Genomic DNA, 23901 nt, shown 5'->3' with positions numbered 1-23901 from the left:
AGATGTGTATAAGAGACAGGATAGGTGGGGCTTGAGGGCGGATGGCTGCTCTCGCCCAGACCCCCTCGCTTGGATCCTTCAGTGCAATACCAATAGCGGACGTCCAATGGATCGAGTTGCATAGGATCGCTTTGCTTGGCAGTTATAGCTGATGAGCGGAACAGCTTCATATCAAGCGGAGAAGCGCGTCCGGGAGGCGCTGGAGGCTGTGTACCGCACTTTCGACTTGCCGCCTCCCCGAGCGATCGAAGGGTGCCCATGCTGCATATCGACACGCGGCACCGATGTTCTGCTCACCACCCCGTTGCGACAGCTGTCTGATCAGGCGCTCTGGCGTTACGTGTCTGGCGCCTTCCTGACGATTGGCGACGAGCAAGATTTTCGTTATCTGCTGCCTCGCATTCTCGACATATCGGTGTTTGATCCGGGCAACTCTAACGATCCCGAGATTGTGCTGGGCAAGCTTCCGCTCGCCCATTGGCGATCGTGGGCTCCGACTGAGCAGAACGTGATCGAAGCGTTCGTTGACGCTTGGTTCGAGTGGGCGCTCGCAAGTGACATAGCCGAGGCGGAAGAAGGCTTGATCGGAACGGACGCGGAGAGCGTGCTCTGTGGCGCAGCGCGAGCGAAGATGCCGCTGCATCACTGGCTCCTGCACTTGTTAGAACCGGACGCTGCGCCAGTCCTGATCAACATGAAAAACCGCTTCCCAGCCGAGATGTCGGGGTTTTGGGAGTCCGCGCCGGCCGGCTTGCAAGAGCTCTCAACGATTCTGGCACAAGGGCGAGCCTAGGTCCGCCTTCCACTAGTGCCCGACATGGCCAATACCGTCGCCCCGGCGGAGGCCGGGGCCTCTGGGTGGCTTGGCGAGCGGCCGGACACAAAACGGGAGGCCCCGGCCTCCGCCGGGGCGACGGGCATAGGTGTGGGCCGCACTTCGCTAAATTCGGACGTGCGCGACGCAAGACTTCAGGGTTTAGGTCACCCCTTACGGGCAGTATGACCTAGCCTGATCTATTCACCGCCAGCGTTTTTCAGCCGATGCGTTAGCGCAGGTATCGTGCGGCCGCCGGTAAGACGCATGGGTCCGAAGCGCCTGTCTCATCGCGGTTTCACAGGTTGGGCGGAGTTGATGGGCTGGGTTCGTTAGGCGGCCACTGCCGCATCGATCATGGTCCCGTGGTGCGCAAGTTGAGCGCGATGGATCGGAAGAGTGCGGCATCGGGGCATGCGCTGGCGAAGGCGATGCGGATGCGGCTGGCGGTTTCGACGACGCGGGCGGCGACCTTTAGCAGCCGTAGGCGGATGGTCGCGAACTCGGCGGTGCGGAGCGTGGCGGTTGCGGGCATAGCGTGCCGCACGGCCCACATCAGCCAGTAGGCGGCGGTGTGAAGGATGAGCCGCATCTGATTGGCGTTGGCCGAGTGGCAGGAAGTTCGATCGCTTTTCAGCTGCGTTTTATGCAGCTTAATCAGGTTTTCAGCCTGGCCGCGGGCGCAGTAGAGCGTGTCATAGATCCGTTCAGCGCTGCCCTCGGCAAGCGAGGTGACGACGAAGCGGATGTCGAGGCCGAGGCTGCTCGCCTCGATGCGAGCAACGACGCGACGTTCGGTATTCCCCCAGGTTTTCGCAGCGTAGCGCGTCTCTGCGTAGCGTCGTAGCTCGACCAGCCCCTGCAATGCCCGATCGGTCGCGCAGGCATCGCCTTCCCGAACGATGACGGGATCGGCATGGAGCGTGCGGTTGCCGGGCAGGCCGAAGATGTAGTCGATGCCGTTCGCCTCGCACCAAGCCATCGGCTCTGGCCGACCGTAGTGACCATCACCGCGCAGCGTGATCCGGGTATCGGGCCAGTGGCGACGGATGCGTCGCACGAGCCGGCGAACGTGGCCGGCGACTTCCTTGCCCGACGGCGTTTTGCCGGTGCGCAACAGCATCGCAACCGGCCGCCCGGTAGCGGTGTCGTAGACATGGATCGGCAGGAAGCAACGCTCGCCGTAGTGCCCGTTCCAGAAGGAGAGCTGCTGCGCGCCGTGTACGACGTCGACGGTATCGTCGATGTCGAGCGTCACCGCCGCAGGCGGCACGGGGTAGCTCGCGCAATAGAGGTCGACCAGCGTGCCGGTCAGACGGATCAACTCGCGCGTAGTCGGCGCGTTCTCCCACCGGCTCATCGTCGGCTGGCTGGCCAGCCCGAACGGATCATCCGGCAGTTTGCCGAGCGCCAGCTTGAACCCTGGATCATGCCGCAGGGTGTCGAGATCGTCGGCGTCTTCATACCCACACGAGATCGCCAGCATGCGGGCGCGCAAGATGTCGGCGACCCGGTGGATCACCCGACCCTGATCGCGCGGATCAGCGATGCAGGCGGCGAGCCGATCCGCGATCCTCAACCGCCGCTCGGCCTGTGCGAGTAGTAGCACGCCGCCGTCCGACGTCAGCCGACCGCCGTCGAACGCGGCGGTGATTTTTCGACCACGAATGGCTGGGAAGGTGAAGATGAACCCGCTATTGTTCGCCATGGCGGTCGTGGCACTTTCTGTCTGGAGCAAAGGGACGGCGTAAGCACCCGTTCTCTACTCCAAATCAGAGACTTAGACCACGATCGCCACCACCAATTTGGGCTCCCGATGAATAATCCGGGCTAGGTTCGTCCCTCCCCTGAAGGGGAGGGGCTTTTAGGGCGCGTCAGCCGACGAACGCGCGCTCGATCACATATTGGCCCGGATGCGAGTTCGAACCCTCGACGAAGCCCATCGTCTCGAGCTTCGCCGCCAGATCCTTGATCATCTCCATGCTGCCGCACAGCATGATCCGGTCGGTCGCGGGGTCGAGCTGCTTCTCGCCGGGAATGTCGGCGAACAGCGTGCCGTCGTCGATCAGTTTGTCGATCCGCCCGCTGGTGTGGAACGGCTCACGCGTCACGGTCGGCACGTAGGAAAATTGCGTCGCCGCCTGCTCGTCGACGAGCGGATCATCCGCCAGCTTCGCCTCGAGCGGCTCGCGATAGGCGAGGTCGGTCACACGCCGCACGCTGTGGACGATCTGGATCTGGTCGAAGCGATCGTAGATCTCGGGATCGCGCGCGACGCTGAGGAACGGCGCGAGGCCGGTGCCGGTCGACAGCATGAACAGCCGCTTGCCCGGCAGCAGCGCGTCGGCGACGAGCGTGCCGGTCGGCTTGCGACCGAGATAGACCTGGTCGCCCGGCTGGATCTGCGACAGGCGCGAGGTGAGCGGGCCATCGGGCACACGGATCGAGAGGAATTCGAGTTCCTCGGCATAAGCCGGGCTCGCGATCGAGTAAGCGCGCAGCAACGGGCGCTGCTCGCCGGCTAAGCCGAGCATCACGAATTCGCCCGAGCGGAAGCGGAAGCTCGCGGGCCGCGTGATCGTGAAGCTGAACAGATGCTCGTTCCACATCCGCACGCTGAGCACGGTCTCGACGCTCAACGCCGAAGTCGGTTCGAGCGAGGTCGGTTCGCTACTGGGCATGCTCGTCACCACATCACTCATCGATAGATCGTCCTTCAATGCAAATTCGCCGCCACGCCATGCCACCGGGTATGCTCCCGATCTTGGCGCGGCTGCCCATCGCACCTCTTCCTGCAGAATGAACGCCTGACCGCGCGAGTCGGTGCCGTTGCGGGCCCGACCAGCGCGACATGGGGCCGCATACAGCGCGGCGCTCGGGCGATCGACATAATCGCGCACCCGTTACTCCGGTCGGGCGGCATAATTCAACGTGTAACTTTACCGCGATCGCGCGGGCGGGTCAGTCGGGCAGCTTCTCGACCAGGGCGGCGATGCTGTTCCCGGTAAAGGTGGTCAGCGACACGCCGTCGAGCTGGATCGCGCGCTCGAGCGTCAGCGTCGCTGCGGATTGGTGCGCGGGGTCGAGCGCGCGCCACGCGCGCACCGCGCCTTCGAGGCTGGTGACTTCGGCCACGTCTTCCGCGCCGCGCGGCACGTCTTCGAGCGACGCGCTCATCCGCCATTCGATGGGGGGCGTCTTGGTGTCTTTGCCCCAGGTCGCTTCAACCATGATCGTTCGCCTTTTCGCTAGGAATGCCCGCAGGCTCGAGACGTACAGCGTCGGGAGGCGCCGGTATGTTCCCCCGCACGCGCCCGCGCGACTGCAAATCGCGGTGCGCGCGCAGGCGCAAGATACCGCATAGCGGCGGATATTCCGTGAAAATTCGATCGCGTTCGGCGTGCAGCCGTGCGCAACGCGTCGGGGGTTCGCGTTAGCGGTTGGCGTTTCGCGCCGGACACGGCAAAGGTCGGGGATGCCTGTGACCACGACCGTGACGACCCTGGCCGAACTTGCCGAACTGGCGGGCGTTTCCGTCGCCACGGTTTCGCGATCGCTCGCGGGGAACCCCGTGATCGCCAAGGCGACGCGCGATCGGATCGTCGGCTTGGCGAGCGAGCATGGCTTCAAGGTCAACCAGGCCGCGCGCAACCTCCGGCTCGGGCGGACGGGGGCGATCGGCGTGGTGCTGCCGCTCGGGCATGAAGCCGAGCAGCATCTGTCGGATCCGTTCTTCATGAGCTTGCTCGGGCCGCTGGCAGACGCGATCGCCGATCGCGGGCACGATTTGCTGCTGTCGCGGGTGATCCCGGCGAACGATCGCTGGCTCGATGCGATCGTCGATGCCGGGCGCGTCGACGGCGTCGTCGTCGTCGGCCAGTCGAACCAGATCGACGCGATCGAGCGCGTCGCCGCGCGCTACCGCCCGATCGTCGTGTGGGGCGCGGACGTGCCCGACAAGACGCAGACCACCGTCGGGACCGACAATGTCGCAGGCGGGCGACTCGCCGCCGAGCATCTGCTTGCACAGGGGCGCCGGCGGCTGGCGTTCTTCGGCAATATCGAAGTGCCCGAATTCGCGGCGCGCTATGTCGGCTTCCAGCAAGCGCTCGCCGCGTCGGGGAGCGGGCAGGCGACGCTGCTGCCGATGCATTTGACGAGCGAGGCGTCGTACGCCGCGATCGAAGCGTATCTCGCGGGGCATTCGTCGCCCGACGGCATCGTCGCCGCGTCGGACGTCATCGCGATGAGCGCGCTGCGGGCACTCGCGGCGCACGGCAAGCGCGTGCCGCAGGACGTCAGCGTGGTGGGCTATGACGACGTCGTGATCGCGATGCACACCACGCCGCCGCTCACTACGGTGCGGCAGGATGTCGCGCGCGGGGCGGGGGTGCTCGTCGATCTGCTGTTCCGCCGGATCGAGGGCGCCGACGTCGAGTCGGTGACGATGGCGCCCGAACTGATCCTGCGCGGCTCGGCCTGATCAGGCGACCGCGGGGCGGGCCGGCGTGCGGATCCGCCACGTCGCCACGGCGGCTGCAAGCATCATCGCGCCGCCCAGCATGAGGACGTGGCGCGGATCGCCGCCGAGCAGCGGGCGGTAGGCAAGCCACACGAACAGGATCTCGACCATCATCGGGATAACGATGAACATGTTGAAGATGCCCATATAGACGCCGGTCCGCTCGGGCGGGATCGCGTTGGCGAGCATCAGATAGGGGTTGCCCATCAAGCTGCCCCAGCCGATGCCGATGCCGACCATCGCGACGATCAGCAGCGGGATCGACCCGGTCGACGCGATCGTCAGCATGGCCGCGCCCGATGCCACCATCGCGACGGCATGGATCGGCTTGGCGCCGAAGCGCCGCGCGAACGGCACCATCGCAAAGGCCGAGACGCACGCGACGAAATTGTAGAACGCGCCGAGCTGCCCGTTGAGCAGCCCCGCATCGCGGAAGCCGACGCTCGCCGGGTCGCTGGTGTGGAACACCCCGCGGGCAAGCGCGAGCACGACATATTGCCAGTAGCAGAACATCCCGAACCACTGGAACAGCATCGCTACGGCCAACTGCCGCATCGTCGGCGGCATGTCGCGGATCGCGTCGACCAGCCCGGTGATCGTCGAGCGCACCGACAGCGGATCGGCGGTGATCGCGGCGTCCTCCTCGGGCGTCAGCGGCAATTCGGGGACGCGCCATACCGACCACAGGATCGTCGTGATCGACAGGATCGCGCCGATCAGGAAGCTGATTCGCGTGATTTCGGGAATGCCGTTGCTGTCGAGCGCATCCTTGTTGATGCCCCACCACACCAGCAATGACGGGGCGAGATACGACAGCGTCTGTGCGAGCCCGGTAAACGCGCTCTGCGTCAGGAAGCCGAGCGGGCGCTGCTGTGCGACGAGCCGGTCGCTGACATAGGCGCGGTACGGCTCCATCGTCACGTTGTTGGCCGCGTCGAGCACCCATAACAGGCTCGCCGCCATCCACAGCGTCCGGCTGTACGGCATCGCGAACAGCGACAGGCTGCACAGGATCGCGCCGATCAGGAAATACGGGGTGCGGCGCCCGAGCCGGGTGCGGGTGCGGTCGCTCATCGATCCGATCAGCGGCTGGATGATGAGCCCGGTCATCGGGCCGGCCAGCCATAGCAGCGGCATGCTGCCCTCGTCGGCGCCGAGATAGCTGTAGATCGGGCCCATATTGCTTTGTTGCAGCCCGAAACTGAATTGCAGCCCGAGGAACCCGAGGTTCATCTGCAGGATGCGCGCGAACGACAAATGCACCTTGCCGACCGATCCTCTCGTCACATTCTCTCTCCCCGTGGGCGGACTGTTGCCGCCCTGCAACGCGCTGTAGCTGTTCGCGCAATCGTTTGCAATTTCCGCTTGCAATCGTTTGCGCGAAAAGTTTAGGGCCGGTGCGAGCCGAATAAACGGCCTTACCGTTTCAGGAGAGTGATATGTTGAAAGGGCGCACCCTTTTTCTCGCCACCACCGCAATGATGATCGGCACCCCGGCATTCGCGCAGCAGGCGGCGCCAGTGGCTGATGCCCCGGCCCCCGTCCAGAGCGACGCCGAAGCGTCGAACAAGGACGACATCATCGTCACCGCCGTGGCGCGCGGGCAGAACCGCCTCAACAGCTCGGTCTCGGTCAGCTCGCTCAATGCCGACGCGATCGCCAACGCCGCGCCGCGCTCCGCCGCCGAACTGTTCCGCAGCCTGCCGGGCATCCGTTCGGAATCGTCGGGCGGCGAGGGCAACGCCAACATCGCCGTGCGCGGCCTCCCCGTCGCATCGGGCGGCGCCAAGTTCCTGCAGCTGCAGGAAGACGGCCTGCCGATCCTCGAATATGGCGACATCGCCTTTGCCAACACCGACATCTTCCTGCGCACCGACTTCAACGTCGCGCGCGTCGAGGCGGTTCGCGGCGGTTCGGCCTCGACCTTCGCGTCGAACTCGCCCGGCGGGGTCATCAACCTGATTTCCAAGACCGGCGAGCAGGAGGGCGGCTCGATCCAGGGCACCGTCGGGCTCGATTACGGCGAATATCGCCTCGATGCCGATTATGGCGGCAAGCTGAGCGATACGCTGCGCTTCAACGTCGGCGGCTTCTACCGCGTCGGTGAAGGCCCGCGTCGCGCCGGCTATGACGGCAACAAGGGCGGGCAGATCCGCGGCAACATCACCAAGACCTTCGATCGCGGCTTCTTCCGCCTCAACGTCAAATATCTCGACGACCGCGCGATCGCCTATCTGCCGAGCCCGGTCCGCGTGAGCGGCACCAACAGCGACCCGAAATATAGCTCGCTGCCCGGCCTCAGCGCCAATAATGACACGATCCACAGCATCTATTTCACGCGTGCGGTGACGCTCGACGGTGCCAACAATCGCGAGGTCGACGACATTCGCGATGGCATGCATCCGGTGGTCAAGGCGATCGGGTTCGAAACCGAGTTCGAAGTCGCCGACGGCTGGAAGGTCAGCGACAAGTTCCGCTATTCGGACATTTCGGGGCGCTTCATCTCGCCGTTCCCGGCAACCGTCGACACGGCGCAGAACCTCGCCAACGCGATCGGTGGCCCAGGGGCGATCGTGAGCTATGCCAATGGCCCGAATGCCGGCCAGCTCTATGCTAACCCGACAACGTCGAACGCGATCGGCGTGGTGCTGTTCAACACCAAGCTCAACAGCCTTAACAACATCACCAACGATCTGCGCGTCAATCGTCGCTTCAACACGGGTGATGGGACGATCGATTTCTCGGCCGGCTTCTACAAGTCGCGCCAGACGATCAATGTCGATTGGACCTGGTCGTCGTACCTGCTCGACGCGAAGGGCGATAACGCCGCGCTGCTCAACGTCCGCACGGCGGCGGGCGCATCGCGCACCGACAATGGCCTCGTCGCCTATGGCGCATCGTACTTCGGCAATTGCTGCCGCCGCAGCTATAATGTCGATTACGACACCAACGCGCCGTTCGCCTCGATCGGCTATACCGGTGGCGGCTTGAACGTCGATGCGAGCATTCGCTATGACAGCGGCAGCGCACGCGGCTTCGTCGTCGGCGATGGTCCGACGGCGAGCTTCGACGTCGACGGCAACGGGACCATTTCCTATCCCGAGACGCAGACCACGGTGATCCCGGTCAACCGTCCGCAGCCGGTCAATTACAACTTCCACTATGCGTCCTATTCGTTCGGCGCGAACTACCGGCTGGCGAGCGATCTCTCGATCTTCGCGCGCTACAGCCGCGGCGGCCGCGCCAATGCGGATCGCTTCCTGTTCAATTCGAACAACGTCAGCCCGACCTCGGGTCTGCTCCAGCCGGGCGCACGGCCGGTCGACTTCGTCCGCCAGGCCGAGGCCGGGGTGAAGTACAGCAATGGCGGGTTGAACCTGTACGGCACGGCGTTCTGGGCCAAGACCGCCGAGCAGAATTTCGAAGCGACCAGCCAGAAGTTCTTTGACCGTACCTACCGCGCGTACGGCCTCGAGCTCGAGGGCAATTATCGCGTCGGCGGGTTCAGCCTCGCGGCGAACGGGACCTTCACCAAGGCAAAGATCATCAGCGACAACGTCACGCCCGCGGTCATCGGCAACCGTCCGCGCCGCCAGGCCGAGTTCGTCTACAAGATCACCCCGCAATACACGACCGAGCTGTTCACGCTCGGCGCGAGCGCGATCGGGACGACGTCGAGCTATGCGCAGGACACCAACCAGCTGAAGCTGCCGGGCTTCACGCAAGTCAACGCGTTCCTCAGCGTGCGTCCGATCGCGCGCGTGCAGGTCTCGATCAACGCCAACAATGTGTTCAACACCAAGGGCTTCACCGAGGCCGAAGAAGCCGCGATCCCCGCGAACGGGATCGTCCGGGCGCGTTCGATCAACGGCCGTACGATCTCGGCGGCGGTCAAGCTCGACTTCTGAACCGACCGCCCCGGGCGCGCGACGTGCGCCCGGGGCGTTTTTTGAGTGACCTGATGGGTAGCCCTGTATGACAACGATCTGGTCTCGCGATGCCGTGGCGGCGATCGCGCACCGCCCGATTCCCGAAGTCCCGCACATCGCGGCGCAGAGTATGGCACCGGTGCTCCCGGGCCATGACCTGTGGGATTACTGGCCGGTGCAGGAGCGCGACGGGCGGACGGCCGAGATTGCCGGCGGTGCGCTACAGATGCTGCTGTCCGCACCAGTCCTGCCCGATCCCGAATCGCGTCACGGGCTCGCCCGCATCCGGTTGATGCACGAGACGCCGCACGGCTGGCGCGATCTCGGCGATCTGCTGCCCGACGGCTTTGCGCCGGGCAGCCGCGAATGGTCGGGCTCGGCGATCGTCACGCCGCAGCATGACCGCGTGACGCTCTATTTCACCGCCGCCGGGCATCGCGGCGAGGCCGAGCCGAGCTTCGAGCAGCGTTTGTTCGAGACCAGCGCGACGCTGTCGATTGCGGACGGCGTGCCACGGCTGGCGGACTGGTCGGTTCCGGTCGAATCGGTCGCGGCCGACGGGCAGATCTATTCGCGCGACATGACCGGCGGCGGCGCGATCGGCACGATCAAGGCGTTCCGCGATCCGGCGTGGTTTTGCGATCCGGCCGATGGTGCCGAATATCTCGTCTTCGCCGCCTCGCTCGCGCAGTCTTCCTCCCCATGGAACGGCGCGATCGGGGTGGCGCGCGGCGGGGCCGGGCAGTGGACGCTCGAGCCCCCGCTGATTACTGCGGATGGGGTCAATAACGAGCTCGAGCGGCCGCACCTCGTCCACTCCGACCAGCGCTATTATTGCTTCTGGTCGACGCAGCGTAAGGTGTTCGCGGATGGCGGCCCATCGGGGCCGACCGGGCTGTACGGCATGGTCGCCGAGCACCTTGCAGGGCCGTGGACGCCGCTCAACGGAACGGGGCTGGTCTGCGGCAATCCGCCCGATGCGCCGATCCAGGCCTATAGCTGGCTGGTGCTGGGCGACCTCAGCGTGATCAGCTTCGTCGATCGGCCGGGGCTGACGGGCGACCCGGTCGATGTGGCGGAAGCGCGCTGCGCCTTTGGCGGAACGCCCGCAGCTCCGTTCCGCATCGTGCTCGACGGCAATCGCGCGACGCTGGCGTGAGCGGGTGACAGCGCTGCGGGTAGAGCCGGGCAGCGGCGACATGGCGGCCAGGATTCCGCCCAAAAGCGGTGGCATTGCCGGCGTGTGACCAAGGTTTTTGGACTCGCGGCCCGCACCGATCGCGTCGCCGCACCACTTCGTGGGACGCAAGCGCTGGCGGCGAGGATCGTTCCGTTGACGAGCGGGTTCGTAATGTGGTAGGGACGCGTCCATCAACGGACTTGCTCCAGGACCACGTGCAACGGCACGTCCGGTTCATCGGCAAAGGTGTTGCATTGCGGGTGTAGCTCAATGGTAGAGCAGAAGCTTCCCAAGCTTACGACGAGGGTTCGATTCCCTTCACCCGCTCCACGCATTTCCTGACAGTCACTGGCGGTAGCGGCTCGGCTTTCCATCGTGGGTCGATCGCGGCTATGTCCCCTCGCGCGGTCGGTACGACCGTGTTCCAGCACATACGGGATGGTCGAAATGCCCCTCGAGACGGTATCCGAAACACGCGCGCATGGTGGGACGCAAGGCGTCTATCGCCACGATTCGACGCAGACCGGGACGCCGATGACGTTCAGCGTGTTCGTCCCCGATCACGCGCCGGGCGATCGGCTTGCGGTCTTGTGGTATCTCTCGGGGCTGACCTGCACCCAGGCGAACGTCACCGAAAAGGGTGAGTATCGTGCGGCGTGTCGCGAGGCGGGGATCATCTTCGTCGCGCCCGATACATCGCCGCGCGGGGAGGGCGTTCCCGATGATGCCGAGGGGGCGTACGATTTCGGGCTCGGCGCGGGCTTCTATGTCGACGCGACGCAGGCGCCGTTCGCGCAGCATTACCGCATGGCGAGCTATGTTACCGACGAGCTGCCAGCGCTTGTCGCCGCCAATTTCCCGGTCGACCTCGATCGGCAGTCGATCACCGGGCATTCGATGGGCGGGCATGGTGCGCTGACGCTCGCGCTGGCGCGGCCGGGGCGGTATCGCTCGGTCTCGGCGTTCGCGCCGATCGTCGCGCCGAGCCAGGTGCCGTGGGGGCAGAAGGCGCTGGCGGGGTATCTTGGCGAAGATCGCGCCGCGTGGCGCAAGCATGACGCGATCGCGCTGATCGAGGATGGCGCGCGCGTGGCGGCGCTGCTCGTCGATCAGGGCGATGCCGATGCGTTTCTCGAAACCCAGTTGCGGCCCGAATTGCTCGAGGCGGCGTGCGCCGCCGCCGGGATCCCGCTCGAGCTGCGGATGCAGCCGGGGTATGACCACAGTTACTACTTCATCTCGACCTTCCTTGCCGAGCATGTCGCCTGGCACGCGCGCCACTTGGCGCGCTGAGGTCTAGGACAGCGGCTTCAGCAGCCCGCCATTGGTCTTGACGAGGTCGATCACCGAATCCCCGCTCTCGCCATGTCGAGCGTGAAGTCCGTCATCGTACGGGCCGCTGATGGGGAGCCTGTAGCGTTGGCCGCACCCCCCGGCCCAGGCCGCGATCTCGCCGCAACCGCGCAGGGCGTGGGGAGTCCGTGGAGGCTATCCCCGACGACGCCGCAGATCCGCTCGCCGCCGGCGAGTTCGAGCGTTTTGGCGAAAAGATCTGCGAGCGTCGTCTTGGACTTGGTCGGTCTGCGCCAGCCGGGTAGGGGTCAGCGGCGCGCGGGCTGCCAGACATAGCCGGTGCCGCGCTTCACGATCTGGCCTACGCCGGGGAAGGGGAAGTGCGGCGAGAACACGCGCTCATGGCTTGCGGCAAGCTGCGCGAGCGTCGCTTCGCGGCGGATCACGCCCTGCTTGGCGTCGGTGTCGTACGCGATCACCCATTCGGGCTTGGCGAGCGAGACGATCGCACTGTGCGCGCTGTCGCCTATGTCGAGCAGGCGGTCCTTGCCCGAGATGATCTCATAGCCCGAATGGCCGGGGGTGTGACCGGGCAGCGCGATCGCGCGGATGCCGGGAACGACCGCCGCGCCGGGGGTGAAGGTCTGCACCTTGGGCGTGATCGCGGCAGCCAGCGCGGCATTGTCGGGCTTGCTCTTGAGGAACGCCCATTCGGCCGCGGCCATGCGGATCGTCGCATTGGGGAAGGCAAGGCCGCCGTCTGCGGTGAGGAGGCCGCCGACATGGTCGCCGTGCGAATGCGTGATCAGCACGTCGGTGACCTTGGCGGGATCGACGCCTGCCGCGGCAAAGCTCCTGGGCAGCGCTCCGCCGACCTTGGGTCCGAGCCCGGTGTCGATCAGCACGGTGTGCCCCGGCAGCTCGACGAGCAGCGCGTCGACACCGAGCGGCAGCGTATCGGTGGGGGCGCCCGCCTGGCGCAGCACCGCCGAGACGGCGGGGACGCCGACTTGCGGGCCGAACACGCTCGCATCGTTGGGCACGGCGTTGATCATGTCGCGCAGCGCGACGACTCGGATGCTGCCGACCTTGAACGCGGTGGCCGCGGGGCCGATCGGGACTGGGCCGGCAAGGGCGGAGCTGGCGCCGAGCAAGGCGAGCGCGGCAGCGAAAATCGATTTTACGGGCATTCGGGAGTCCTCGTGACAGAAGAGCAACGATCCAGGATCGGCGCGGGTCTAACCCGTGGCGGGTTTTGCTGGTTCCGCTTGGTAGGGGGCAATCGGCATCGATTGGACAATCGCGCAGCTACCGCTTTCTAACGAGCCACGCTATGCGCGGTGGTAACACGAGAAACTAAGAGAGGTCGATCATGAACCAGATGGATTTCGCACTGGGCGAGACGGCGGACATGATCCGCGACACGACACAGCGCTTCGCGACCGACCGGATCGCGCCGATCGCGGCAAAGGTCGATGCCGAGGACTGGTTTCCGCGGAGCCTGTGGCCCGAAATGGGTGCGCTCGGGTTGCACGGCGTGACGGTTGCCGAAGAGGATGGCGGGCTCGGGCTCGGCTATCTCGAGCATGTCATCGCATGCGAGGAAGTGTCGCGCGCGTCGGCGTCGGTCGGCCTGAGCTATGGCGCGCATTCGAACCTGTGCGTCAACCAGATCGCGCGCTGGGCGAACCCTGAGCAGAAAGCGAAATATCTCCCCAAGCTGATCTCGGGCGAGCATGTCGGCAGCCTTGCCATGTCGGAGGCGGGCGCGGGGTCGGACGTCGTCGGGATGAAGCTCAAGGCCGACAAGGTGCAGGGCGGCTATGTGCTCAACGGCACCAAATTCTGGATCACCAACGCGGCTTATGCCGACACGCTCGTCGTCTATGCCAAGACGGGCGAGGGCTCGCGCGGGATCACGACGTTCCTGATCGAGAAGGACATGCCGGGTTTCGCGATCGGGCAGAAGATCGACAAGATGGGGATGCGCGGTTCGCCGACCGCCGAACTCGTCTTTACCGATTGCGAGGTTCCGGAAGAAAATATCATGGGCCCGGAGAATGGCGGCGTCGGCGTGCTGATGTCGGGGCTCGATTACGAGCGCACCGTGCTTGCGGGAATCCAGCTCGGGATCATGCAGGCGTGCCTCGACGTGGTCGTGCCGTACGTGCGTGAGCGGCGGCAGTTCGGCAAGGCGATCGGCAGCTTCCAGCTGATGCAGGCGAAGGTCGCCGACATGTATGTCGCGCTCAATTCGGCGCGCGCCTATGTCTATGCGGTGGCGCGCAGCTGTGATGACGGGCGGACGACGCGCTTCGATGCGGCGGGTGCGATTTTGCTCGCGAGCGAGAATGCCGTGAAGGTCGCCAACGAGGCGGTGCAGGCGCTGGGCGGGGCGGGCTATACCAAGGACTGGCCGGTCGAGCGCTATTATCGCGACGCCAAGCTGCTCGATATCGGGGCTGGGACCAACGAGATCCGCCGGATGCTGATCGGCCGCGAGCTGATCGGCAACGACGCGCCCGCCGCGCAGTAACCCACAACCGTCATCCCGGCCTTGTGCCGGGATCCACCGTGGCGTTGGCGTTACAATCGCCAGCTATGCGGCACGGTGGATGCCGGGACGAGCCCGGCATGACGGGGTTGGGGGGGGAGCCCCCCCTTTTACCAGACTTGAACCCGCGCACCCGGCGCGAGGTACAGCTTGTCGCTCGGCTGCACCTTGTACGCTGGATACCAGGCGTCGAGGTTGCGCACCGTCAGCACGCGGAACATCGCGGGTGCGTGGACGTCGGTCGCGATCCGCGCGCGCAGCGCCTTGTCGCGCATCTTGGTCCGCCAGCTCTGCGCGAACGCCAGGAAGAAGCGCTGGTCGCCGGTCATCCCGTCGATCACCGGCGGCTCCTTGCCGCCGTACGACGCGCGATATGCTTCGTACGCTGCGGTGAGGCCGGCGGTGTCGGCGATGTTCTCGCCGAGCTCCTGCTTGCCCTTGAGCTTGAGCCCAGGGAGCGCCTCATAGGCATCATATTGCGCCGCGAGCGCCGAACCCGCTTGTTCGAAGCGCGCGAGATCGGCTGGGGTCCACCAGTTGCGATACTTGCCGGTCGAATCGAAATCGGCGCCGAGATTGTCGAAGCTGTGGCTGATCTCGTGCCCGATCACCGCGCCGATCGCGCCGTAATTGGCCGCGGCATCGTATTTCGCGTCGAAATACGGCGCCTGCAGGATCGCCGCGGGGAAGTTGAGCGCGTTCTGCAGCGGCAGATTGACCGCGTTCACCGTCTGCGGGGTCATCCACCATTCGGTGCGGTCGGGCGCCTTGCCGAGCTTGCCGATCTGGTAGCGATAGATCGCCAGATCGGCGCGCTCCAGATTGCCGATCGGGTCCTTCGCGTCGACCGCGAACTTGGGGAAGGCGCGCCAATGGTCGGGATAGCCGACGCCGACATAGAGCACCGACAGCTTGCGGCGCGCCTCGGCCTTGGTCCCCGGGGTCATCCAGTCGAGCTTCTGGATGCGCTGGTCGAATGCGCCGACGATGTTCTTGACCATCGTCTGGATCTCGGCCTTCGACTGCGCCGAGAAATAGCGCGCGGCGTAGAGCCGGCCGACCTCGTCACCGAGTGCCGCATTGACCGCCGCGATGCTGCGCTTGTCGCGCGTCTGCTGCGCGGGGGTGCCGTTGAGCTGCTTGCCGTAGAAGGCGAAGCGCGCATCGTCGAACGCCTTGGGGAGCACCGAGGCTGTCGCGGTGATGCGGTGCGCGGTCAGCCAGTCCTGCCAGTCGGCGAGCGGCTCGCTTGCGACGAGGCCCGAAAGCTTGGTGATCGCGTCGGGCTGCCAGGCGATGAAGTCCTGCTGGCCCGCCGGGATGCCCGCCGCCGCCCAATACGCCGTCCAGTCGAGCCCCGGGGCTTTCCGCGCGAAGTCGGCGCGGGTCCACGGATTGTCACCCTTGCTCGCGTCCTGGCTTGCCTCGATGTCGGTCTGTGCGGCGGCGATCTTCATTTCGAGCGCGAAGACGCGCGCGGCGCGGGCCGCCGGATCGCTGAGGCCGGCCAGGCCGAAGATCTGCGTGAGATACGCTTTGTAGCCCTCGCGCAGCTCGGCCATTTGCGGGCTCTGCGACAGATAATAATCGCGATCGGCGAGGCCGAGGCCGCCCTGCATTAGATAGGGCGTGTTGCGCTTGGGCTGGTTGAGATCCTGCGAGACGAACAGGCCGAACAGATTGGTCGTGCTGGCGTAATTGTTGTTGTTGAACGGGTCGGTATCGGCACGCATCTGCGCGCCCATCACCTTGGCCAGCGCCGCCTTGTCGCGCAGTGCATAATACGGCGCGATGAGCGCCTTGAGCGGCGCGATGCCGCGCGCTTCGATCGCAGCGGCGTCGTTATACGCGGCGTAATAGTCGGCGATCAGCCGCTGGCTGCTGCCGGGTGCGGCGTTCGCCTTGGCGGCGTTCTGGATGATCGTCGCGTTGCGCGCCTCGGCCACCTTCGACACTTCGACCCCGACGCCTGTCGACGAGCGCGCAGGCTCGATCTCGGCGGTCTTGCGCCACGTGCCATTGGCGTAATCGTCGAAATTGTCGCCCGGCTTGACGCTCTTGTCGATCAGCGCTGGGTCGACGCCCGATTGCGTGCCGATCATCTGCGCCGCGACGCCGGTGGCGATCGCCGAGCTGGCAAGCAATGCGATCGAAAGGACGGAGAAGCGTTTCATCAGGATGTTTCCTCTGCAACTATCGGCTTTGCGTCGCGGTATACGCGCTCCGTCGCGTCTGCCAATCGGCTTTCCTTCGTCGGCGCGGGTCGCTAGGCAGTTTCATATGCAACGGATACCGCAAGCAGGAAGCCCGCTTTGAGCGCCCCCGTCCTCGACACCAAGCTCAGCGCCGATGGCGAGACCTTCCGCGCCAATGCGGCGCACAATCGCGCCTTGGTCGAGCGGCTGCGCGCCGACGTTGCGCAGGCGGCTCGTGGCGGCACCGAGAAGAGCCGTGAGCGCCATACCGCACGCGGCAAGCTGCTTCCGCGCGAGCGTGTCGAGCGGTTGCTCGATCCGGGTTCGCCCTTCCTCGAGATCGGCCAGCTCGTCGGCAATGGGCTGTACGACGACGAGGTGCCGGGCGCGGGCGTGATCGCCGGGATCGGGCGTGTCTCGGGTCGGCAGTGCATGATCGTGTGCAACGATGCGACGGTGAAGGGCGGGACCTACTACCCGCTGACCGTCAAGAAGCATCTGCGCGCGCAGGAGATTGCCGAGGCGAACATGCTGCCGTGCATCTACCTCGTCGATTCGGGCGGCGCGAACTTGCCGCACCAGGCCGAAGTCTTCCCCGACCGCGACCATTTCGGGCGGATCTTCTTCAACCAGGCGAACATGAGCGCCAAGGGCATTCCGCAGATCGCGTGCGTGATGGGGTCGTGCACCGCAGGCGGCGCCTATGTGCCAGCCATGTCGGACGAGACGATCATCGTGCGCGGGCAGGGGACGATCTTCCTCGCCGGCCCGCCTTTGGTGAAGGCGGCGACGGGCGAGGTGATCTCGGCTGAGGAACTGGGCGGCGCGGATACGCATGGGCGGCGCTCGGGCGTAGTCGATCACGTCGCCGAGAATGACGAGCATGCGCTGACGATCGTGCGCGACATCGTCTCGACGTTGCAGCCGCAGTCTGGCGCTGCCGTGAACGTGAAGGAGCCGCGCCCGCCGAAGTTCGACGCCGAGGAGCTGTACGGCATCGTGCCGAGCGACGTGCGCGCGCCGTACGACGTGCACGAGATCATCGCGCGGTTGGTCGACGGGTCCGAGTTTCACGAGTTCAAGGCGCTTTACGGCACGTCGCTGGTCTGCGGTTTCGCGCATATTTGGGGGATGCCGGTCGCGATCCTTGCCAATAACGGCGTGCTGTTTTCGGAGAGCGCGCAGAAGGGCGCGCATTTCATCGAGCTGGCGTGCCAGCGGCGGATCCCGTTGCTGTTCCTGCAGAACATCTCGGGCTTCATGGTCGGCGGCAAGTACGAGGCCGAGGGGATCGCCAAGCACGGTGCCAAGCTCGTCACCGCGGTGGCGACGGCGAGCGTGCCCAAGATCACCGTACTGATCGGCGGAAGCTTCGGCGCGGGCAATTACGGCATGTGCGGGCGCGCCTATTCGCCGCGCTTCCTGTTCAGCTGGCCCAACAGCCGCATCTCGGTGATGGGCGGCGAGCAGGCTGCGTCGGTGCTGGCGACCGTCCACCGCGATGCCGATGGCTGGTCGGACGATGAGGCCGAGGCGTTCAAGGCGCCGATCCGCCAGAAATACGAGGACGAGGGCAACCCCTGGTACGCGACGGCGCGGCTGTGGGACGACGGCATCATCGACCCGGCGCAGACGCGTGACGTGCTCGGCCTCGCCTTCGCCGCGACGCTCAACGCGCCGATCCCCGAGCGCCCGGCGTTCGGCGTGTTCCGGATGTGATGGCCGATCCGACCCTCATCCTTCCCCATTTCGCGAGACCTTAAGGAACATCCATGCCCCTGATCCTCGCCCTCCTGCTTGCCGCGCAAATGTCGTCGCAGACGACCCCCGTTCAGCCGATCGTCAAGGGCACCGGCCTGCCGCCCCCCGGCACCGAGGAGGCGCAGGTGATGGCGCCGGTCAACGCGCTGCTCGCCGGCATCGCCGCGCGCGATGCGGCGGCGATCGGCCAGGCGCTGCGCAGCGATGCCACCGCAACCGCGGTCGCCGAGCAGGCCGACGGCACGCGCAAGATCACGCATTCGACCCGCGAGCAGTTGCTCGCGCGCTTCGCCCCCGGGCCCGAGCGCTATGACGAGCGGCTCGGCACGCCCGCGGTCGAGATCGACGGCGATATCGCGATGGTGTGGAGCCCGTACACCTTCCGCATCGACGGCAAGCTCCACCATTGCGGCTACGACCATTTCGACCTGGTGCGTGAGGGCGGTAGCTGGAAGGTCCAGAATCTGACCTGGTCGTCGCGCACGACGGGCTGCGAGGGATGACCTACCTCCGTCGCCCCGGCGCAGGCCGAAGCCGCTGTGCGTGGGCGCGCGGCGGTTCTCTCATCGTAACGGCCCCGGCCTGCGCCGGGGCGACGGATAGACACGCATGATCCAGTCTTTGCTCATCGCCAATCGCGGCGAGATCGCCTGCCGCATCATCCGCACCGCGCGCGCGATGGGGGTGCGGACGATCGCGGTCTATTCGGATGCCGACGCGAAGGCGCTCCACGTCCGGCAGGCCGATGAGGCGGTGCATATCGGCCCGTCGCCGGCGCGCGAAAGCTATCTGGTCGGCGAAAAGATCATTGCTGCGGCGAAAGCCACAGGCGCGGAGGCGATCCACCCCGGCTATGGCTTCCTCTCGGAAAATGCCGACTTTGCGCAAGCGGTGATCGATGCCGGGATCGTCTGGGTCGGCCCCAACCCCGACAGCATCCGCGCGATGGGCCTCAAGGACGCCGCCAAGGAGCGGATGATCGCGGCGGGCGTGCCGGTGACGCCGGGCTATCTCGGCGCCGACCAGTCGCCCGAGCGGCTGGCGGCGGAAGCGGCGGCGGTCGGCTATCCCGTGCTGATCAAGGCGGTCGCGGGCGGTGGCGGCAAGGGGATGCGGCGCGTCGACGATCCGGCCGATTTCGCCGATGCATTGGTCTCGTGCCAGCGCGAGGCGGCGTCGTCGTTCGGCAATACCGATGTGCTAATCGAGAAATACATCCTCTCGCCGCGCCACATCGAGGTGCAGGTGTTCGGCGACACCCACGGCACCGTCGTCCATCTGTTCGAGCGCGACTGCTCGCTCCAGCGCCGCCACCAGAAGGTGATCGAGGAAGCCCCCGCGCCGGGGATGGACGCCGCGACGAGAGAAGCGATCTGTGCCGCGGCGGTCAAGGCGGCCAAGGCGGTCGATTATGTCGGGGCGGGGACCATCGAGTTCATCGCCGATGCGAGCGAGGGCCTGCGCGCCGACCATATCTGGTTCATGGAAATGAACACGCGGCTCCAGGTCGAGCATCCGGTGACCGAGGAGATCACCGGGGTCGATCTGGTCGAATGGCAGCTGCGCGTGGCGAGCGGGGAGGCGTTGCCGAAGCGGCAGGACGAGCTGTCGATCAATGGTTGGGCGATGGAAGCAAGGCTGTATGCGGAGAACCCGGCGACCGGGTTTCTGCCTTCAACTGGTCGCCTAGATCATCTGTCGTTGCCAGATGGCGAGCGCATTGAGACAGGCGTTGCCGAGCGAGACGTGATTTCGCCCTATTACGACCCGATGATCGCAAAAATCGTGAGTTGGGGCGAAACGCGCGATGCCGCGCGCAGAGATCTTGCCGTCGCCTGCGCCGCAGTCGAGTGCGAGCCAGTGCGGACCAATGCCTGGTTTCTTTCGCGGCTTCTCGATCAGGCCGAATTTGCTGCCGGAAATGTCACGACGGGTTTCATCGCGGATCGGATCGACACGCTTTGCGAAGCGCCGCGACCCTCCGACGCGCTGTTGCAGTACGCTGGCGATGATGTCGCCTTCGACAGCGCGGTTTTTCCCGTACGCTGGGACAGCCCAATCTTTGAATTGACCAAAGCGCGTTTCGGCTTTCGCTTGAATGCAAAGCCGCAACGACAAGTCCGGTTGAACGTCGATGGTGCAATGACGACTGTTGACGTCCAGGACCGGGCGATATGGTACGACCACGCTAGGACAGTCATCCAGAACGGCTCTGCGCGAACCTATTTCGAGAATGGCGCCGCGTTTGTCATCGCGCCGGAGCGGGCGTCGGGTAGTGCCGCAAGCGCTGCCGCCGACGGCGCGATCCTCTCACCGATGCCCGGCCGCATCATCGCGGTCGATGTCGCGGCGGGGGACAGCGTCACCAAGGGCCAGAAGCTCGTTACGCTCGAGGCAATGAAGATGGAGCATAGCCTTGTCGCGCCGTTCGACGGCACCGTGGCCGAACTCAACGTCGAGATCGGCGGGCAAACGCAGGAGGGCATCGTGCTCGCGCGGCTGGCGCGTGCCGATGCCGCCTGAGACGCAAGGCGCGCTCGCCGGGGTCAAGGTGCTCGATCTGTCGCGCGTGCTCGCGGGGCCGTGGGCGACGCAGATGCTGGGGGATCTCGGCGCAGAGGTGCTCAAGATCGAGCAGCCCGGGCAAGGCGACGATACGCGCCGCTGGGGGCCGCCGGCGCTCGCCGATGATTCGGGCGATTCGGCCTATTATCTCTGCGCCAATCGCAACAAGCGCTCGCTCGCGATCGATCTCGCGCAGCCCGCGGGCGCCGAGCTGATCCGCCGGCTCGCGGCGCAGAGCGACGTGCTGGTCGAGAATTTCCGCGTCGGCGGGCTCGCCAAATACGGGCTCGATTATGCGAGCTTGGCGGCGATCAATCCGCGGCTGGTCTATTGCTCGATCACTGGCTTCGGGCAGGACGGGCCGTATAAGGACAAAGGCGGCTACGACTTCCTGATCCAGGCGATGGGCGGGCTGATGAGCGTTACCGGCGAGGCCGACGGTCCGCCGATGAAGGTCGGCGTGCCGATCGTCGATCTGTTCACCGGCACTTATGCGACCGTCGCGATCCTCGCCGCCTTGCGCCACCGGGATGCGACGGGGCACGGCCAGCATGTCGATTGCGCGCTGCTCGACACGCAGCTCGCGATGCTGTCGAACCAGGCGTCGAACTGGCTCAACGGCGGCACGGTGCCGGTGCGGCGCGGCAACGATCATCCCAACATCGTGCCGTATCGCGATTACGAGACCGCCGATGGCGCGATCGTCGTCGCGCTGGGGAATGACCGGCAGTTCCGCGATTTCCTGCGCGTGCTGGGCCTGAGCGATCTGGCCGACGATCCGCGCTTCGCCAGCGTGGCACTGCGCAGCGAACATCGTGACGCGCTGCACGCGCAGCTCGCGCCAGCGGTTGCGCAGTGGGGCTCGGACGATCTTGTCGCGGCGATGGAGGCGGCCAAGCTCCCTGCGGGCAAGGTCGCGGGGTTGCCCGAGATTTTCGCCGATCCGCAGGTCGCGCATCGCGAGAGCGTCCAGGCGATGGCGCGCGTTGATGGCACGCCGCTGCAAGTCGTCGCCTTTCCGGTGAAGCTGTCGGAGACGCCCGCCAGCTACGACCGTGCGCCGCCGCGCGCCGGGGCGGATACGCGCGAAGCGCTGGCGGGGGCATTGGGGCTGTCCGAGGACGCGCTCGACGCGTTGGTGGCAGCTGGCGTTATCGCATAACCGACGCCGCACCCCGGCGAAGGCTGGGGCCCAGAAGGGCAGGTCGGAAGTGTCGCGCGCAGCACTTCGGTATCAGCGCCTCGCTCTTGGGCCCCGGCCTTCGCCGGGGTGGTGGGAACGAGGGGTGTCGGTCAGCGCTTAGCGGCCCTTGAACAGACCGCCGAGCACGCCGCGAACGAGGCTGCCGACGATTCCGCCCGCGGCACCGCGCGAGGAGCCAAAGACCGCCTTCGACACCTCGTTGGCGACCTGCCGCCCAACCGCCGAGCTCGCCGAGCGCGTCGCCGATGTGATCGCGCGGTTCCAGGGTGAGTTGGCGGCGGCTTTCGCCTCGGCGGCGGCCTGATGCGTCACCAATTTGGCCTGACGATCCGCCTCGCGCTGATCGGCGACGCGCTGGCGCTCGGCCTCCTTGGCGGCGACCGCGTCGGCCTTGGCCTGTGCTGCAGCCGCCTTGTCGGCTTCGGTCTTCGCCTTGGCTTCGGCGGCCGCCGCGGCAGCCTCTTGCGTCTTGGCGCCGAGGATTTCCTCGGCCGATTGGCGATCGACCAGCGTGTCGTATTTGTTGCCGACCGGATCGGTCGAGACCATCACGCCGCGCTCGACCGCGGTGACCGGCCCGACGCGCGAGGCGGGCGGGGCGATCAGCGTGCGCTGGACGGGGGAGGGGGATCCATCAGGGAGCAGCAGCGAGACGAGCGCCTCGCCGACCTTCAATTCGGTGATCGCAGTCTCGACATCGACGCCGGGGTTGGCGCGAAAGGTCGTCGCCGCCGAACGCACCGCCGCCTGGTCGCGTGGGGTGAAGGCGCGCAGCGCGTGCTGGACGCGGTTGCCGAGCTGCCCCGCGACGGTATCGGGAATGTCGATCGGGTTCTGCGTGATGAAATAGATGCCGACGCCCTTCGACCGGATCAGCCGAACGACTTGCTCGATCTTCTCGAGCAGCGCCTTGGGGGCAGCGTCGAACAGGAGGTGCGCTTCGTCGAAGAAGAAGCAGAGCTTGGGCTTGTCGGGATCGCCGACCTCGGGGAGATGCTCGAACAATTCGCTCATCAGCCACAGCAGGAAGGTCGAATAGAGCTTCGGGCTCGCCATCAATTTGTCGGCGGCGAGCACGTTGACGATGCCGCGGCCCTTCTCGTCGACCCCGATGAAATCGTCGAGGTCGAGCGCGGGCTCGCCGAAGAAATGCTCGCCGCCCTGGCTGCGCAGCTGGAGCAAGGCGCGCTGGATCGTGCCGATCGATTGCTTCGAGACGTTGCCATAGGTCGTGGTGAGCTCGTCGGCGCGGCCGGCGCAATCGACCAGCATTGCCTGGAGATCGTCCAAGTCAATCAGCAGCAGTCCGTCCTTGTCGGCGACGTGGAAGGCGATCGTGAGCACGCCTTCCTGGACTTCGTTGAGGTCCATCAGGCGCGATAGCAGCAGCGGACCCATCTCGGAAATGGTGGTGCGGATCGGGTGGCCCTGTTCGCCGTACAGGTCCCAGAACTGCACTGGCGTGTCTGCATAGGCCCAGGCGTCGTCGCCGATTTCCTTGGCGCGCGCGGCGAAGATGTCGTGGTTCTTGGCAGTGGGGGAGCCGGCCATCGCGAGGCCCGACAGGTCGCCCTTCACGTCGGCAACGAAGCACGGGACACCGGCGCGTGAAAAGCCTTCGATGATGCCCTGGACGGTGACGGTCTTGCCGGTGCCGGTCGCGCCCGCGATCAGGCCGTGGCGGTTGGCGCGCTTGAGCTCGAGCTGCTGCGGGTTCGCGCCGCCGGGGCCGGCGCCGATGAAAATGCTGGTGGTGTCGGTCATGCGGCCTCGCGGAGTTTCGGCGCGAACTATCGCGCGAAATTCAGCACTGCGGAAGCCACTTTAGTCCCTCCCCTTCAGGGGAGGGGTTGGGGTGGGGACGTAAGGGGCGCTGGCGCTCTG

General features: G+C 66.1%; 17 protein-coding genes and 1 tRNA gene. 11 read left to right on the top strand and 7 right to left on the bottom strand.

Going from position 1 to position 23901, the window contains the following annotated elements:
• The first annotated feature begins 151 nt into the window (after positions 1-151).
• Positions 152-793: a hypothetical protein gene (locus QN347_RS14380; protein ID WP_322159822.1), complete on the top strand. Its 642-nt coding sequence runs from the start codon at positions 152-154 to the stop codon at positions 791-793.
• A 376-nt stretch (positions 794-1169) separates the two neighbouring features.
• Here QN347_RS14380 and QN347_RS14375 read toward each other — a convergent pair whose 3' ends face one another.
• From QN347_RS14375 to QN347_RS14365, 3 genes are all read right to left on the bottom strand, one after another.
• The gene (locus tag QN347_RS14375; RefSeq protein ID WP_322159821.1) at positions 1170-2522 is read right to left on the bottom strand and encodes an IS1380 family transposase; all 1353 of its coding nucleotides are present in this window, start codon (positions 2520-2522) and stop codon (positions 1170-1172) included.
• A gap of 166 nt (positions 2523-2688) precedes the next feature.
• Positions 2689-3516 carry a ferredoxin--NADP reductase gene (locus tag QN347_RS14370; protein WP_323494087.1) on the bottom strand — a complete coding sequence of 276 codons (828 nt, stop codon included), beginning with the start codon at positions 3514-3516 and terminating at the stop codon, positions 2689-2691.
• Positions 3517-3775: 259 nt separating this feature from the next.
• Positions 3776-4045 carry a hypothetical protein gene (locus tag QN347_RS14365; protein WP_133187055.1) on the bottom strand — a complete coding sequence of 90 codons (270 nt, stop codon included), beginning with the start codon at positions 4043-4045 and terminating at the stop codon, positions 3776-3778.
• A gap of 244 nt (positions 4046-4289) precedes the next feature.
• Here QN347_RS14365 and QN347_RS14360 point away from each other — a divergent pair, with 244 nt between their 5' ends.
• Complete coding sequence (locus tag QN347_RS14360; RefSeq protein ID WP_133187057.1) at positions 4290-5297, top strand: LacI family DNA-binding transcriptional regulator; 1008 nt, start codon at positions 4290-4292, stop codon at positions 5295-5297.
• Here the strand turns inward: QN347_RS14360 and QN347_RS14355 are convergent, their stop codons facing one another.
• Complete coding sequence (locus QN347_RS14355; protein ID WP_322159818.1) at positions 5298-6623, bottom strand: MFS transporter; 1326 nt, start codon at positions 6621-6623, stop codon at positions 5298-5300.
• 152 nt (positions 6624-6775) lie between these two features.
• Here QN347_RS14355 and QN347_RS14350 point away from each other — a divergent pair, with 152 nt between their 5' ends.
• The 4 genes from QN347_RS14350 (at position 6776) to fghA (ending at position 11738) form a co-directional block, all read left to right on the top strand.
• Positions 6776-9244 (top strand): TonB-dependent receptor, encoded by a 2469-nt coding sequence (locus tag QN347_RS14350; RefSeq protein ID WP_322159817.1) that lies wholly within the window; start codon positions 6776-6778, stop codon positions 9242-9244.
• Between the two features lie 67 nt (positions 9245-9311).
• Positions 9312-10424 carry a glycoside hydrolase family 68 protein gene (locus QN347_RS14345; RefSeq protein ID WP_322159816.1) on the top strand — a complete coding sequence of 371 codons (1113 nt, stop codon included), beginning with the start codon at positions 9312-9314 and terminating at the stop codon, positions 10422-10424.
• 277 nt (positions 10425-10701) lie between these two features.
• Positions 10702-10775 (top strand) — tRNA-Gly (locus QN347_RS14340).
• Positions 10776-10892: 117 nt separating this feature from the next.
• Positions 10893-11738 (top strand): S-formylglutathione hydrolase, encoded by an 846-nt coding sequence (gene fghA / locus QN347_RS14335; protein WP_322164092.1) that lies wholly within the window; start codon positions 10893-10895, stop codon positions 11736-11738.
• 308 nt (positions 11739-12046) lie between these two features.
• Here the strand turns inward: fghA and QN347_RS14330 are convergent, their stop codons facing one another.
• Positions 12047-12928: an MBL fold metallo-hydrolase gene (locus QN347_RS14330; RefSeq protein ID WP_322159814.1), complete on the bottom strand. Its 882-nt coding sequence runs from the start codon at positions 12926-12928 to the stop codon at positions 12047-12049.
• Between the two features lie 182 nt (positions 12929-13110).
• On the opposite strand from QN347_RS14330, the gene QN347_RS14325 reads away from it, so the two are divergent.
• Positions 13111-14274: an isovaleryl-CoA dehydrogenase gene (locus tag QN347_RS14325; RefSeq protein ID WP_322159813.1), complete on the top strand. Its 1164-nt coding sequence runs from the start codon at positions 13111-13113 to the stop codon at positions 14272-14274.
• A 128-nt stretch (positions 14275-14402) separates the two neighbouring features.
• On the opposite strand, the gene QN347_RS14320 is transcribed toward QN347_RS14325, so the two are convergent.
• Positions 14403-16466, bottom strand: coding sequence for a M13 family metallopeptidase (locus QN347_RS14320; protein WP_322159812.1), 2064 nt, complete (start codon positions 16464-16466; stop codon positions 14403-14405).
• A 138-nt stretch (positions 16467-16604) separates the two neighbouring features.
• Between QN347_RS14320 and QN347_RS14315 the strand changes: the two genes are divergently transcribed.
• The 4 genes from QN347_RS14315 to QN347_RS14300 all read left to right on the top strand — a co-directional run bounded on the left by QN347_RS14315 (position 16605) and on the right by QN347_RS14300 (position 21975).
• Complete coding sequence (locus tag QN347_RS14315; protein ID WP_322159811.1) at positions 16605-18206, top strand: carboxyl transferase domain-containing protein; 1602 nt, start codon at positions 16605-16607, stop codon at positions 18204-18206.
• A gap of 53 nt (positions 18207-18259) precedes the next feature.
• Positions 18260-18751, top strand: coding sequence for a nuclear transport factor 2 family protein (locus QN347_RS14310; protein WP_322159810.1), 492 nt, complete (start codon positions 18260-18262; stop codon positions 18749-18751).
• A 106-nt stretch (positions 18752-18857) separates the two neighbouring features.
• Entirely contained in the window at positions 18858-20771 is a 1914-nt protein-coding gene (locus QN347_RS14305; RefSeq protein ID WP_322159808.1) for an acetyl/propionyl/methylcrotonyl-CoA carboxylase subunit alpha, read from the top strand.
• Positions 20761-21975: a CaiB/BaiF CoA-transferase family protein gene (locus tag QN347_RS14300; protein WP_322164091.1), complete on the top strand. Its 1215-nt coding sequence runs from the start codon at positions 20761-20763 to the stop codon at positions 21973-21975. The genes QN347_RS14305 and QN347_RS14300 overlap by 11 nt, the downstream gene beginning before the upstream one ends.
• A gap of 138 nt (positions 21976-22113) precedes the next feature.
• Here the strand turns inward: QN347_RS14300 and QN347_RS14295 are convergent, their stop codons facing one another.
• Complete coding sequence (locus QN347_RS14295) at positions 22114-23781, bottom strand: helicase HerA-like domain-containing protein (RefSeq protein WP_322159806.1); 1668 nt, start codon at positions 23779-23781, stop codon at positions 22114-22116.
• Positions 23782-23901: the final 120 nt, after the last annotated feature.

This window comes from Sphingomonas sp. 10B4 (assembly GCF_035019905.1).
Classification (GTDB): domain Bacteria; phylum Pseudomonadota; class Alphaproteobacteria; order Sphingomonadales; family Sphingomonadaceae; genus Sphingomonas; species Sphingomonas glacialis.
The sequence above is the reverse complement of the archived record's forward strand: the minus strand, read 5'-3'. Positions and strand labels throughout refer to the sequence as shown.

Excerpts from the sequence above, each read along its gene's own strand:
- QN347_RS14380 (WP_322159822.1), top strand. The coding sequence starts at position 152 with ATGAGCGGAACAGCTTCATATCAAGCGGAGAAGCGCGTCCGGGAGGCG.
- QN347_RS14375 (WP_322159821.1), bottom strand. The coding sequence starts at position 2,522 with ATGGCGAACAATAGCGGGTTCATCTTCACCTTCCCAGCCATTCGTGGT.
- QN347_RS14370 (WP_323494087.1), bottom strand. The coding sequence starts at position 3,516 with ATGAGTGATGTGGTGACGAGCATGCCCAGTAGCGAACCGACCTCGCTC.
- QN347_RS14365 (WP_133187055.1), bottom strand. The coding sequence starts at position 4,045 with ATGGTTGAAGCGACCTGGGGCAAAGACACCAAGACGCCCCCCATCGAA.
- QN347_RS14360 (WP_133187057.1), top strand. The coding sequence starts at position 4,290 with ATGCCTGTGACCACGACCGTGACGACCCTGGCCGAACTTGCCGAACTG.
- QN347_RS14350 (WP_322159817.1), top strand. The coding sequence starts at position 6,776 with ATGTTGAAAGGGCGCACCCTTTTTCTCGCCACCACCGCAATGATGATC.
- QN347_RS14345 (WP_322159816.1), top strand. The coding sequence starts at position 9,312 with ATGACAACGATCTGGTCTCGCGATGCCGTGGCGGCGATCGCGCACCGC.
- fghA (WP_322164092.1), top strand. The coding sequence starts at position 10,893 with ATGCCCCTCGAGACGGTATCCGAAACACGCGCGCATGGTGGGACGCAA.
- QN347_RS14330 (WP_322159814.1), bottom strand. The coding sequence starts at position 12,928 with ATGCCCGTAAAATCGATTTTCGCTGCCGCGCTCGCCTTGCTCGGCGCC.
- QN347_RS14325 (WP_322159813.1), top strand. The coding sequence starts at position 13,111 with ATGAACCAGATGGATTTCGCACTGGGCGAGACGGCGGACATGATCCGC.
- QN347_RS14320 (WP_322159812.1), bottom strand. The coding sequence starts at position 16,466 with ATGAAACGCTTCTCCGTCCTTTCGATCGCATTGCTTGCCAGCTCGGCG.
- QN347_RS14310 (WP_322159810.1), top strand. The coding sequence starts at position 18,260 with ATGCCCCTGATCCTCGCCCTCCTGCTTGCCGCGCAAATGTCGTCGCAG.
- QN347_RS14305 (WP_322159808.1), top strand. The coding sequence starts at position 18,858 with ATGATCCAGTCTTTGCTCATCGCCAATCGCGGCGAGATCGCCTGCCGC.
- QN347_RS14300 (WP_322164091.1), top strand. The coding sequence starts at position 20,761 with ATGCCGCCTGAGACGCAAGGCGCGCTCGCCGGGGTCAAGGTGCTCGAT.
- QN347_RS14295 (WP_322159806.1), bottom strand. The coding sequence starts at position 23,781 with ATGACCGACACCACCAGCATTTTCATCGGCGCCGGCCCCGGCGGCGCG.